Source organism: Pseudomonas sp. GV071 (genome assembly GCF_003050835.1).
GTDB lineage: Bacteria > Pseudomonadota > Gammaproteobacteria > Pseudomonadales > Pseudomonadaceae > Aquipseudomonas.
In genome coordinates this window covers 428,553-441,634 of sequence record NZ_QAOJ01000001.1, presented here as the reverse complement: position 1 = coordinate 441,634, position 13,082 = coordinate 428,553, and the positions used below count along the sequence as shown (strand labels likewise).

The window sequence follows — 13,082 nt, the reverse complement described above, 5'->3', positions numbered from 1 at the left end:
GCCTGGGTATCAACCGAACTTTTTTGTTGCGCAGATAATGCGTTCACGATTCAGATGCTCCCGCTCTCAAAACTTGGGTTTGCCGAAAATACGGCTGACGACGTTTACGACCAGGACGATCATCACCAGCACCAGTGAGGCCGCCCAGGCGAGTTCGAGTTGGTTGTCGAACGGCATGCCGGAGAAGTTGTAAATCAGCACGGCCAGCGAGGCCGTCGGATTCATCACCGCCAATTCGCCCTGGTGGACGATCCAGTAGTTGCTGAACAAGGCGGTAAACAGCAGCGGCGCGGTTTCACCGGCAGCGCGGGCGACGGCCAGCATCACGCCAGTGAGAATCGCCGGCAGGCCCGTGGGCAAGATGATTTTCCAGATCACCTGCGAGCGCGTGCAGCCCATGCCGTATGCCGCGTCTTTCATGATCTTGGGCACCATGCGCATCGATTCTTCAGCCGTCAGCACCACGATAGGCAGCATCAGTACCGCCAGTGCCACGCCACCGGCCGGCGCCGAGTAGGTGCCGGTGGTGACCACCACCAGGGCGTAGGCAAACACCCCGGCCAGGATCGACGGCAGGCCGGTAAGCATCTTCGCGGCAAACCGCGCGGCGCTGGCCAGCTTGCTGTTGGGCCCCAGTTCGGCCAGAAAGATGGCCGCCATGATGCCCACCGGAACCGCGATGGCGGCGGCGATACCGACCATCACAAAGGTACCGGCCAGGGCGTTGCCGAAGCCACCGCCGGTTTCAAAACCGGTGGGCGGCAGTTCGGTGAACACCTCCAGGCTGAGGCGCGCGCCGCCGCGGGTAATCAGCATGTACAGCACGGAAAACAGCGGCACGCTGGCCAGCACGGCGAACAGCCAGACCAGCGTGGTCAACACCAGGCTGCGCAGGGCGCGGCCTTCAAAGGTGCGCTGCAGGCTGGGCAGCGCGACTTTCGCCGACGTCAGGTCATTCATCACTTAGTCCCCCGCTGGGCATACAGCATGATCATCGAGCCGATGACGTTCACGATCAGGGTGATCAGCATCAATATGAGTGCCGCGTACATCAGCACCTCAACCTCGTTCGGCCCGGCCTCGGGGAAGTTCAGCGCCAGCAAGGCTGCCAGCGTGTTGGCAGGCGCGAACACCGAAAGCGCGATCTGGTTGGAGTTGCCGACCAGCATGGCCAACGCCATGGTTTCCCCCAACGCGCGGCCCAAGCCCAACACCAGCGAACCGAAGATGCCGGTGGCCGCGGTGGGCACCATCACCTTGAGAATTGCTTCCCAATGGGTGGTGCCCATGCCGTAGGCGGCCTGCTTGGTTTTCATCGGCACAGCCGTGAGGGCGTCCTGGGAAACGGCAGCAATGGTCGGCAGAATCATGATGGCCAGCACCAGGGAGGCCGGTAGCAGGCCAGGGCCGCTGAGGCTGGTGCTGAAAAAAGGTATCCAGCCGAGCTCGCTGTTCAGCCATCCGGCCAGGGGCCGAATCGCCGGGATTACCACGTAGATCCCCCACAGGCCGTACACCACGCTGGGGATGGCGGCGAGCAGTTCGACGATGGTGCGAAACACCGCCGCGAGCTTGGGCGGAAGGAAATCTTGGGTTAAGAAAATCGCCATGCTGACACCGAATACACCGGCAATCAGTAACGCGATCAGGGCGCTGTAGAGCGTGCCCCATATGGCCGGCAGAATGCCGTACTTGCTTTGGTTAACGTCCCAGACACTGCCGAAAATAACGTCCAGGCCATGCTTTTCCATGCCTGGAACGGCCTTGCGCCCCACCTCGAATACCAGGGCAAATACCAGCGCAAGAATCAACACGACGCCCACACGTGCAAGCGCGCGGAAGGTGCGGTCAACCAGAAAGTCCTTCGTGGAAGGTGGTTTGCACGCGGAGTCCGAGTTAACCGGGACGACAAAGGGTTTGTTCATGGGCTAATTCCGGAACGTGAAGGCTGGCCACCCCGGAAGGGGTAACCTCGCTCGGCGCGGGCCGTTGGCGCACGCCGAGCAGAGGCCGGGCGAGCGTTACTGGATGTTGGCAGAAGCGGCACGAACCTGATCGACAACCGACTTCGGCAACGGGATATAGCCCATCGAGTCAGCGATTTTCTGGCCTTCGGTCAGACCGTACTCGACCATTTCCCGCATGGCTTTGGCCTTGGCCGGGTTGTCGTTGTGCTTGCGGAAAATCATCCAGGTGTACGAGGTGATCGGGTAGGACTTCGCACCATCCGGATCCGGCAGCCAGGCCACCAGGCTTTCTGGCATCTTCACGGCGGCCAGGGCTTCAGCACCGCTTTCAGCGTTAGGCACTACGTACTTGCCCGCCTTGTTCTGCAGCTCGGCGAAGTCGACCTTGGCCAGTTTGGCGAAGCCGTATTCGATGTAGCCGATGGCACCCGGAGTCTGGCGTACGGTGGCGGTCACGCCATCGTTTTTCGGCGATTTGATGAACTTGTCGCTGGCTGGCCAGTTTACGGTGTTGCCTTCGCCCAGGTCCTTGTTGAAGTCGGCGTTGATGGCCGCCAGGTGCTTGGTGAACACGGCGGTGGTGCCGCTGGAGTCAGCACGAACCACTACGGTGATCGGCAGATCAGGCAGCTTCAGCTCGCTGTTGGCGGCGGCGATCTGTGGGTCGTTCCACTTGGTGATCTTGCCCAGGAAAATGTTGGAGTAGACATCGCGCGGCAGCTTGAGGCCTTTGGGGCTGCCTGGCAGGTTGTAGGCCAGCACGATTTCGCCGGCGGTCATCGGCAGCAGCTGCACGCCTTCGGCCACCTTGGCCATGTCTTCTTCTTTCATCGCCGAGTCGCTGGCCGCGAAATCAACGGTCTTGTTGAGAAAATCCTGTACGCCTGCACCGCTGCCCTTGGACTGATAGTCCACGGTGACGCCAGCCGATTTCTTGCTGAAGTCTTTGAACCAGGTGAGGTAGATCGGAGCCGGGAAGCTGGCGCCGGAGCCGGTCAGGCGCACGCTTTCATCAGCGAACACCAGAGAAGTTGCGCTAAGAGAAACGGCAACCGCGAGCACAGCAGACTTCATCAAACCTTTCATCGACGAAACTCCATACAAAGGGTCCCGCAAGCTTGCCGTAGGGCTGTTAAGGTTTTATGAAGGCCGCGTGTCAAAGCCCCCCTCAACCTCGCAGGAGCCCGAGGTCACCCTGTGGGAGAGGCTTCAAGCCTCGATTCCTGCAAACGTGGGTTAGTGAGCCGCCTCAACACAGTTGCTCCCGCCCTTCTTCGCCCGGTACAACGCGCTCTCCGCCAAGCCATAGGCCACTTCGAAACCGCTACCCACAGCACAGGCACCGTGACCTTTGAGCCCGGCGCCCGCACCGCCTGGCACACCCACCCGCTGGGGCAAATGCTGATCGTCACGTCCGGGGTGGGCTATGTGCAGCAGGAAGGTGGGCCACGCCTGGTGCCAGCCGTTTCCTGGCTACCATCTGTACTCCCCGAACCGGCGGGAGCAATCCTCGGCACTGGGGGGTAGTCATTGATGCGTTGCGGCATGAACCGTGAAGTGCGCGGACTTTGAACGGGGCAACGTTGCGGAACTCGTGCTGAAAAAAGGGCAGCCTCCCCCTATCGGCATCAGAATCAGCGCCGCCCCTGTTCCTGATAAACTCCCCGCCCTTCACGCCCCGCTCCTCAGATGCCGACTATGACCGCCCCACTCGCCCTACCCACCGCCTCCGAGCCCTCCCGTCGCTTCAGCGTTGCGCCGATGATGGATTGGACTGATCACCATTGCCGGTTCTTCCTGCGCCTGCTCTCCAAGAACGCCCTGCTCTACACCGAAATGGTCACCACCGGCGCGCTGCTGCGTGGCGATAACCCGCAGCGCTTTCTCCAGCACGACGTGGCCGAATACCCGTTGGCGTTGCAGTTGGGCGGCAGCGTGCCGGCCGAGTTGGCGGCGTGCGCGCGTATGGCGCAGGAGGCGGGTTATCAGGAGGTGAATCTGAATGTGGGCTGCCCCAGTGATCGGGTGCAGAACAATATGATCGGCGCTTGCCTGATGGGCCACCCGGCCCTGGTGGCCGATTGTGTGAAGGCGATGCGGGATGCGGTGTCGATTCCAGTGACGGTGAAGCACCGCATCGGGATTGATGGCCGCGACAGCTACGAAGAGTTGGTGGATTTTGTTGGGCAGGTGAAGGAAGCCGGTTGCCGCAGTTTTACCGTGCATGCGCGCATTGCGATTCTGGCAGGGTTGTCGCCGAAGGAAAATCGCGAGATTCCGCCGCTGCGTTATGACGTAGCCGCGCAGTTAAAGGCGGATTTTCCGGAGCTGGAGATTGTGCTGAACGGCGGCATCAAGACGCTGGAAGAATGCGAAGCGCACTTGCAGACGTTTGATGGCGTGATGCTGGGCCGCGAGGCGTACCACAATCCGTATCTGCTGGCGCAGGTGGATCAGCAGTTGTTTTGCAGTGAGGCGCCGGTGATCACCCGCCTTGAAGCGTTACAGGCGTTGCGACCTTATATCGCCAAGCACGTGGCCAGTGGCGGTGTGATGCACCACGTTACGCGGCATGTGCTGGGGTTGGGGACGGGGTTTTCCGGGGCGCGGAAGTTTCGGCAGATGTTGTCCGTGGACATTCACAAGGCGCCGGACCCGCTTGCGTTGCTCGACCAGGCGGGTGAGTTGTTGCGAGGGAAATAACGCAAACGGCGGATACCTTCCGATATCCGCCGTATGTTTTGACGCGCTGTTACTCGTTTACTTCGATCACCACACGCCCCTGTTTCGGGCATTTTTCCATGTAGCGGTGCGCTTCGACGAAGTCGTTGAAGGCGAACACCTTTTCCACTCGCGGTTGCAGCACGCGGTCGCGGGCCAACTGGTTCAGCGCGGTCAGCGCGTTGGCCACGGCTTCCTGGTCGGGCGGAATGTCCAGTTCGGGCTTGCCGGTAAAGTTACCGATGCAGTGCACGAAGAACTGAATATTCTTCTGGAACGCGGCGCAGGCCGGGAATGGGGTCTGGTTGCCGCCTTGCAGGCCGTACAACACCAGGCGACCACGCGGGGCGATGACATCACCCAGCAGGCACATCTGCGGACCACCCAGGCCATCGAGCACTACATCCACACCGCGGTTGTCGGTGTATTTGTTGATGGCGGCGACCAGGTCCTGCTCTTCGGTGACAATGACTTTGTCGGCACCCAGGGCAATCAGCGACTCGCGGTCTTCCGGGTCTTTGGTGGCGGCGATGATGCGCAGCCCCAAAGCTTTACCCAGTTGCACGAAGGCCGGGCCCGAACAGTGGGAGGCGTCGGTGATCAGTACGGTTTGCCCGGCTTTGGCCTTGGCCAATTCCACGTAGGCAAAGTAGGCGATCAGCAGCGGGGTGTAGAAGCCGCTAGCTTCGACCGGGCTGAGCACGTCGTCCGGGTACAGGGTCAACGAGGCGCGGGGCAGCACCAGTTCGTCGCCGTAACCGGGGTATTGGTTGGCGCTGTGGCCGGGGAAGCTGGCGACTTTATCGCCGACTTTCAAATCGTCTACGCCAGCGCCAACGGCAATGACTACGCCGGCGACTTCCTGGCCGATACCGGCCGGCAAGCGCGCTGGGCTGGGGGCCAGGTTCTGGCGCCAGAGCACGTCGTGCCAGCTGACGCTGATGGCTTCAACCCGCAGCAATACCTCTCCAGCCGCCGGTTGGGCGGTGGGTTGTTCTTCCAGCTTGAGGACCTCAGCTGGGCCGAACTGATGGAATCGGATTACACGGGACATCGCTCACCTCGCATGTGGACTCCCAATGGCCACGGACTTTATCGGGGCTTTACCAGCAAAACCACCCGCGTCTATCAATAGTCGACATAAATGCCAATGATGGCGCCGCTTGACGCCAGCTTCGCCGCCCGTCAGCCTCTTGCTCCAGGAACCGCACTAGAGCACTCAGGTACAGGGTAGCGCTGAATGAATCGTAACGACCTCCGCCGCGTTGATCTCAACTTGCTGATCGTGTTCGAAACGCTGATGCACGAACGCAGCGTGACGCGTGCGGCGGAAAAGCTGTTTCTCGGTCAGCCGGCGATCAGTGCGGCGCTGTCGCGGCTGCGCAGTTTATTCGACGACCCGCTGTTTGTGCGAACCGGTCGTAGCATGGAGCCCACCGCGCGGGCCTCGGAAATCTTTGGCCTGCTCTCGCCGGCGCTGGATTCGATCTCCACCGCAGTCAGCCGCGCTTCCGAATTCGACCCTGCCACCAGCACCGCCGTCTTTCGTATAGGCCTCTCGGACGACGTGGAGTTCGGACTTCTTCCTGCCCTGCTGCGCCGTGTGCGCGCCGAAGCACCGGGTGTAGTGATTGTAGTGCGGCGTGCCAACTACCTGTTGATGCCCAACCTGCTGGCCTCCGGAGAGATTTCCGTCGGTGTGAGTTACACCGATGAACTGCCGGCCAACGCCAAGCGCAAGACCCTGCGCAAGAGCAAGCCGCAGTTGCTGCGCGCCGATTCGGCGCCGGGCAAGTTGACCCTGGATGAATACTGCGCCCGCCCGCATGCGCTGGTTTCCTTTGCTGGCGACCTCAATGGGTTTATCGATGAGGAGCTGGAAAAGGTCGGGCGCAAACGCAAAGTGGTGCTCGCAGTACCGCAATTCAACGGGCTGGGGACGCTGCTATCCGGGACGGATTTGCTCACCATCGTGCCCGACTACACCGCCGCCGCCCTGACCGCCACTGGCGGTGTGCGCGCCGAAGATGTACCCGAAGGCATTCCAGAGCGCACGTTTGAACTCTCGATGGCCTGGCGCGGCGCGCAGGACAACGACCCGGCCGAGCGGTGGTTGCGGTCGCGGATCACCATGTTTGTGTCTGATCCGGATAGTTTGGGGTAGTTACCGCCCCGCCCGGCTTGAGATTCTGGATCCCCGCCTGCGCGGGGATGACGGTGATTTAACTTCAAACTTCCGTCATTCCGGCGCAGGCCGGAATCCAGAATCGCACAGGAGACACCCATCTCCGCCTCAATGCACCTTCCCCGTACTATTACCGTCAGATGAACCATTCATCATTAATATTGATATCCAAGTTCGGCTTGTTCGATTCGTCTGACGTCTCATTGCGCCATCACACTCCGCCCATCCTAAAAAACCTATGGCGGAGTCCCACCGATGCAACAGTCCATTTCAGCCTTGCGATACCCACTGGCCGCCCTCGCCCTGGTCATTATCAGTGCGTGTGGCAAAGCGCCCGAAGCCACCGCGCAGCTACCGGTGGCCAAGGTCAGCGTTGCCGAGGTACTGCAACAGCCCATCAATGAGTGGGACGAGTTCACCGGCCGCCTCGAAGCGCCGGAAGCCGTCGACATCCGCCCTCGCGTTTCCGGTTACATCGACAAAGTGGTGTTCACCGAAGGCTCCCTGGTGAAGAAAGGCGATCTGCTGTTCCAGATCGACCCGCGCCCGTTCGAAGCCGAAGTGCGCAGCCTGGAAGCCCAGCTGCAGCAAGTTCGCGCCAACCTCAACCGGACAGAAAACGAAGCCCAGCGCGGTGAGCGTCTGCGTGCCAGCAATGCCATCTCTGCCGAGTTGGCCGATGCCCGCACCAGCGCTGCACAAGAAGCCCGTGCCGGTGTGGCAAATATCCAGGCGCAACTGGAAAACGCCCGTCTCAACCTGAGCTTTACCCGCATCACAGCGCCGATTGATGGCCGTGTCAGCCGCGCGGAAATCACCGCCGGCAACCTGGTGAACGCCGGGCAAACCCTGCTGACTAGTGTGGTGTCCACTGACCGCGTGTACGCCTACTTCGACGTCGATGAGCGCGTGTTCCTCAAATACAACGAACTCGCCCGCCAAGGCCAGCGCGGCCAGAACAGCCCGGTGTACCTGGGCCTGACTGGCGAAGAAGGCAACCCGCACCTGGGCCAGATGAACTTCGTCGACAACCAGGTGAACCCGAAGACCGGCACCATCCGTGGTCGCGCGGTGTTCGATAACACTGATGGCCGCTTCACCCCTGGTCTGTATGCCCGCCTGAAACTGGTTGGCAGCGCCACCTACAACGCCACCCTGATCAACGACGAAGCCGTCGGCACGGACCTCGGCAAGAAGTTTGTGCTGGTGGTCGATGCTGAACACAAAGCGGCGTACCGCGCGGTAGAGCTGGGGCCGAAGCTGGAAGGCTTGCGCATTGTGCGTAGCGGCCTGGCTAAGGGTGACCAGATCGTGGTGAAAGGCCTGCAACGCACTCGCCCAGGCTCGCCGGTAGAACCTCAGGTTGTGCCAATGGCCAGTGACGCCACCATCGCCGCCCTGGCGCAACAACGCCAGGCGCTGGAAAACACCAATGCGGCGCAAGCCAAGAACGACAAAGTCGTGCAGCAGAAGCTCGCCAGCGCTTCTCCGGCACGCGGCTAAGCCCTTGGCTTAAAAGGATTAATAGCGATGAATTTTTCCCAGTTCTTCATTTCCCGGCCGATCTTCGCCGCAGTGTTATCGCTGCTGATCCTGATCGCCGGCGCCATCTCGCTGTTCCAGCTACCGATCAGCGAATACCCGGAAGTGGTCCCACCGACCGTCGTGGTCCGTGCCAACTTCCCAGGCGCCAACCCGAAGGTCATCGGTGAAACCGTAGCCGCTCCGCTGGAGCAGGCGATCACCGGCGTCGAGAACATGCTGTACATGTCCTCGCAGTCGACCGCCGACGGCAAGATCACCCTGACCATCACCTTCGCCCTGGGTACCGACCTGGACAACGCGCAGGTGCAGGTGCAAAACCGGGTGACCCGTACCCAGCCCAAGCTGCCGGAAGAAGTGACGCGCATTGGTATCACGGTCGACAAGGCATCGCCGGACCTGACCATGGTGGTGCACTTGACCTCGCCGGATAAACGCTACGACATGCTCTACCTGTCCAACTACGCCTTGCTCAATATCAAGGACGAGTTGGGCCGCTTGGGCGGTGTGGGTGACGTGCAGTTGTTCGGCATGGGCGACTACTCCCTGCGTGTGTGGCTGGACCCGAACAAGACCGCTTCGCGCAACCTGACTGCCACCGATGTGGTGACCGCCATTCGCGAGCAGAACCGTCAGGTAGCCGCCGGCCAACTGGGTGCCCCGCCCTCGCCTAGCAGCACCAGTTTCCAGCTCTCGGTTAACACCCAGGGCCGTCTGGTAAGCGAAGAAGAGTTCGAGAACATCATTATTCGCTCCGGTGAAAACGGTGAAATTACCCGCCTGAAAGACATCGCTCGCGTTGAGCTGGGTTCTAGCCAGTACGCTCTGCGCTCGTTGCTGAACAACGACCCGGCAGTGGCCATTCCGATTTTCCAACGCCCTGGCTCCAACGCCATCGAAATCTCGAACGAAGTGCGTTCGAAGATGGAAGAGCTGAAGAAAGGCTTCCCGGAAGGCATGGACTACAGCATCGTTTATGACCCGACCATCTTCGTTCGCGGCTCCATCGAGGCAGTGGTGCACACCCTGTTCGAAGCCCTGATTCTGGTGGTGTTGGTAGTAATCCTGTTCCTGCAAACCTGGCGCGCCTCGATCATTCCGTTGGTGGCGGTGCCGGTCTCGCTGATCGGTACCTTTGCCGTGATGCACCTGTTTGGCTTCTCGCTCAACGCGCTGTCACTGTTCGGCCTGGTATTGGCCATCGGTATCGTGGTGGACGACGCCATCGTGGTGGTGGAGAACGTGGAGCGGAACATCGGCCTGGGCCTGACCCCGGTCGAGGCCACCAAACGCGCCATGCGGGAAGTGACCGGTCCGATCATCGCTACCGCGTTGGTGCTTTGTGCCGTATTTATTCCGGCGGCCTTTATCTCCGGCCTCACCGGGCAGTTCTACAAGCAATTCGCCCTGACCATTGCAATTTCCACCGTGATCTCGGCCTTCAACTCGCTGACCCTGTCGCCAGCGTTGGCTGCGGTATTGCTGCGCGATCACCATGCACCGAAAGACCGTTTCTCCAAGGTGCTGGATAAGCTGCTGGGCGGCTGGTTGTTCCGTCCCTTCAACCGCTTCTTCGACAAAGCCAGCCATGGTTATGTCGGCACCGTGGCGCGGGTTATCCGCAGCAGCGGTATTGCCCTGGTGGTGTACGGCGGCCTGATGGTGCTGACCTATGCCGGCTTCTCGTCGACGCCAACCGGCTTCGTACCGCCGCAAGACAAGCAGTACCTGGTGGCCTTCGCCCAACTGCCGGACGCGGCGAGCCTGGACCGTACCGAAGCGGTGATTAAGCAGATGTCCGAAATGGCGATGAAGCAACCGGGCGTGGCCAATGCCATCGCGTTCCCCGGCCTGTCCATCAACGGCTTCACCAACAGCCCTAACAGCGGCATCGTCTTCGTCGCCCTGAAAGACTTCGATGAACGCAAAGACCCAAGCCAGTCGGCCGGGGCCATTGCCGGTGCCTTGAACGCCCAGTACGCCGGTATTCAGGAAGCCTACATGGCGATCTTCCCGCCACCACCGGTCCAGGGCCTGGGCACCATCGGCGGCTTCCGCCTGCAGATCGAAGACCGTGGCGGTCTGGGCTATGAAGCGCTGTACAACGAAACCATGAACATCATCGCCAAGAGCCAGAGCGTGCCAGAGCTGGCTGGGTTGTTCACCAGCTACCAGGTGAACGTGCCTCAGGTAGACGCGGCGATCGACCGGGAAAAAGCCAAGACCCATGGCGTAGCCATCAGCGACATCTTCGACACCCTGCAGGTGTACCTGGGCTCGCTGTATGCCAACGACTTCAACCGTTTTGGCCGAACTTATCAGGTCAACGTGCAGGCTGAGCAGCAGTTCCGCCTGGAAGCCGAGCAGATCGGTCAGCTGAAAGTACGCAACAACCTCGGCGAAATGATTCCGCTGGCGACCTTCCTCAAGGTCAGCGACACCTCCGGCCCGGACCGGGTGATGCACTACAACGGCTTTATCACCGCCGAAATCAATGGCGCGGCAGCACCGGGCTACAGCTCGGGCCAAGCGGAAAAAGCCATCGAGAAACTGCTGAAAGACGAACTGCCTAACGGCATGACCTACGAGTGGACGGACCTGACTTATCAGCAAATCCTCTCGGGCAACACCGCGCTGTTCGTGTTCCCGCTCTGCGTACTGCTGGCCTTCCTGGTGCTGGCTGCCCAGTACGAAAGCTGGAGCCTGCCATTGGCGGTGATCCTGATCGTACCGATGACCCTGCTGTCGGCGATTACCGGGGTGATTGTGTCCGGTGGCGACAACAACATCTTTACCCAGATCGGCTTGATCGTATTGGTGGGATTGGCCTGTAAGAACGCGATTCTGATCGTCGAGTTCGCCAAGGACAAACAGCTGGAAGGCATGACCCCGCTGGCGGCGGTGTTGGAAGCTTGCCGCCTGCGTCTGCGGCCGATTCTGATGACCTCGTTCGCCTTCGTCATGGGTGTAGTGCCTCTGGTGTTCTCCAGCGGTGCCGGTGCGGAAATGCGTCATGCCATGGGCGTGGCGGTGTTCTCCGGGATGCTCGGGGTGACCTTCTTCGGCCTGCTGTTGACCCCGGTGTTCTATGTGTTGATCCGCAACTTCGTGGAACGCCGCGAAGCCCGCAAAGCACCCAAAGCGCCTGCACTGGAGGCACACGCATGAGCTTGAAAGCAGCCTTCGCGCCTACCCTGCTAGCACTGGCGCTCAGCGCCTGTGCCGTAGGCCCGGACTATAAAGCGCCGGAAACCGAGGCGGCCAAAGTGGCCGCCGCCGCTCAAGGCAACTACGACCGTAGCAAGTTCGAAGTGACCTGGTGGCAGCAGTTCGATGACCCCACCCTGAACCAACTGGTCAGCCAGTCGTTGCAGGAAAACCGTGAGTTGCGCGTGGCGTTCGCCCGTCTGAAAGCGGCTCGCGCCATTCGTGATGACGTCGCCAATGACCGCTTCCCGGTGGTCACCAGCCGCGCCAGCAGCGAGAACGGCAAAGCGCAGCAACCCGGTATCACCGAAAACCGTGTGCGTAACGAACGGTATGACCTCGGTTTGGACATGGCCTGGGAGATCGACCTGTTCGGCCGCATCCAGCGCCAACTGGAAGCCAGCGACGCCGAGCAGGATGTCGCCGAGGCCGAGCTGTACCAGCTGCAAGTCAGCCTGATTGCCGAGCTGGTGGATGCCTACGGTGAACTGCGTGGCGCGCAATTGCGCGAGAACATTGCCCGCAGCAACCTGAAAAACCAGCAGGAATCGCGCGACCTCACCGACACCATGCGCGAAGCCGGTGTCGGCAGCGAATTGGACGTGCTGCGTGCCGATGCACGCCTGGCGGCCACCGAGGCCACCCTGCCGCAGCTGCAAGCGCAGGAGGTGCGTTCGCGTAACCGTATCGCCACCCTGCTCGGTCAACGGCCGGAGCAATTGACCGTAGATTTGAGCCCGAAAGCGATTCCGGCGATTGCTAAGGCGTTGCCGATTGGTGACCCTGCGGAATTGCTGCGTCGCCGGCCGGATATCCGAATTGCCGAGCGGCAACTGGCAGCGGCTACGGCCAATGTTGGCGTAGCCACGGCAGACCTGTTCCCACGGGTGAACGTCGCCGGCTTCCTCGGCTTCACCTCGGCACGTGGTTCGCAGTTGGGCTCTTCGGCCGCCCGGGCCTGGGGCGTGGCGCCGACCATCAGTTGGGCAGCGTTTGACCTGGGCAGCGTGAGAGCGCGTATCCGTAGCGCCGATGCCGATTCGGAAGGCGCCCTGGCCAACTACGAGCAGCAAGTGCTGGTGGCCCTGGAAGAGTCGGAAAACGCCTTTAGCGACTACGGCAAACGCCAGGAACGCCTGGTCTCGCTGCTGCGTCAGAGCGAAGCCAGCCGTGCGGCGGCTAATCAGGCGTCGATTCGCTACCGTGAAGGTACGTCGGACTTCCTGGTATTGCTGGACGCTGAGCGTGAACGTCTGGCTGCCGAAGATGCGCAGGCGCAGGCCGAGGTCGATGTGTACCACGGCATCGTCTCCATCTATAAAGCCCTGGGCGGCGGTTGGCAGGCACCGGCGACTGTCGCTACGCGCTAAGCAACTGCACTCCCCGCAGCCCCGATATGGGCGCCTGGTCAACCAGGCATCTGTACCGGGGCTGTTTGTTTTTGCCGGGAAACTGGCGCG

The 13,082-nt window shown here is 61.2% G+C and carries 9 protein-coding genes and 1 pseudogene; 6 read left to right on the top strand and 4 right to left on the bottom strand.

The window, feature by feature from the left end:
- Positions 1–66 precede the first annotated feature (66 nt).
- The 3 genes from pstA to pstS form a co-directional block, all read right to left on the bottom strand.
- A complete protein-coding gene (pstA, locus tag C8K61_RS01910) occupies positions 67–960 on the bottom strand; it encodes a phosphate ABC transporter permease PstA (protein ID WP_108094478.1) in 894 nt (297 codons plus the stop codon).
- Positions 960–1,925 (bottom strand): phosphate ABC transporter permease subunit PstC, encoded by a 966-nt coding sequence (pstC, locus tag C8K61_RS01905; protein WP_108094477.1) that lies wholly within the window; start codon positions 1,923–1,925, stop codon positions 960–962. Before pstC ends, pstA begins: the two co-directional genes overlap by 1 nt.
- A 96-nt stretch (positions 1,926–2,021) precedes the next feature.
- A complete protein-coding gene (gene pstS / locus C8K61_RS01900) occupies positions 2,022–3,053 on the bottom strand; it encodes a phosphate ABC transporter substrate-binding protein PstS (protein ID WP_108094476.1) in 1,032 nt (343 codons plus the stop codon).
- Positions 3,054–3,305: 252 nt separating this feature from the next.
- Here pstS and C8K61_RS01895 point away from each other — a divergent pair.
- A pseudogene (locus C8K61_RS01895) lies at positions 3,306–3,419 on the top strand (cupin domain-containing protein); the annotation flags it as partial.
- A gap of 246 nt (positions 3,420–3,665) precedes the next feature.
- Entirely contained in the window at positions 3,666–4,670 is a 1,005-nt protein-coding gene (gene dusA / locus C8K61_RS01885) for a tRNA dihydrouridine(20/20a) synthase DusA (RefSeq protein ID WP_178086407.1), read from the top strand.
- A 49-nt stretch (positions 4,671–4,719) separates the two neighbouring features.
- On the opposite strand, the gene C8K61_RS01880 is transcribed toward dusA, so the two are convergent.
- On the bottom strand, positions 4,720–5,742 hold the full coding sequence (locus tag C8K61_RS01880; RefSeq protein WP_108094474.1) for a zinc-dependent alcohol dehydrogenase family protein: 1,023 nt from the start codon (positions 5,740–5,742) through the stop codon (positions 4,720–4,722).
- Between the two features lie 186 nt (positions 5,743–5,928).
- Here C8K61_RS01880 and C8K61_RS01875 point away from each other — a divergent pair, with 186 nt between their 5' ends.
- The 4 genes from C8K61_RS01875 (at position 5,929) to C8K61_RS01860 (ending at position 12,992) form a co-directional block, all read left to right on the top strand.
- The gene (locus tag C8K61_RS01875) at positions 5,929–6,852 is read left to right on the top strand and encodes a LysR family transcriptional regulator (protein WP_108094473.1); all 924 of its coding nucleotides are present in this window, start codon (positions 5,929–5,931) and stop codon (positions 6,850–6,852) included.
- 276 nt (positions 6,853–7,128) lie between these two features.
- Positions 7,129–8,376, top strand: a complete 1,248-nt coding sequence (gene mexE / locus C8K61_RS01870) for a multidrug efflux RND transporter periplasmic adaptor subunit MexE (protein WP_108094472.1) — start codon at positions 7,129–7,131, stop codon at positions 8,374–8,376.
- Between the two features lie 27 nt (positions 8,377–8,403).
- The gene (locus C8K61_RS01865; protein ID WP_108094471.1) at positions 8,404–11,583 is read left to right on the top strand and encodes an efflux RND transporter permease subunit; all 3,180 of its coding nucleotides are present in this window, start codon (positions 8,404–8,406) and stop codon (positions 11,581–11,583) included.
- Positions 11,580–12,992: an efflux transporter outer membrane subunit gene (locus C8K61_RS01860; protein ID WP_108094470.1), complete on the top strand. Its 1,413-nt coding sequence runs from the start codon at positions 11,580–11,582 to the stop codon at positions 12,990–12,992. The genes C8K61_RS01865 and C8K61_RS01860 overlap by 4 nt, the downstream gene beginning before the upstream one ends.
- Positions 12,993–13,082: the final 90 nt, after the last annotated feature.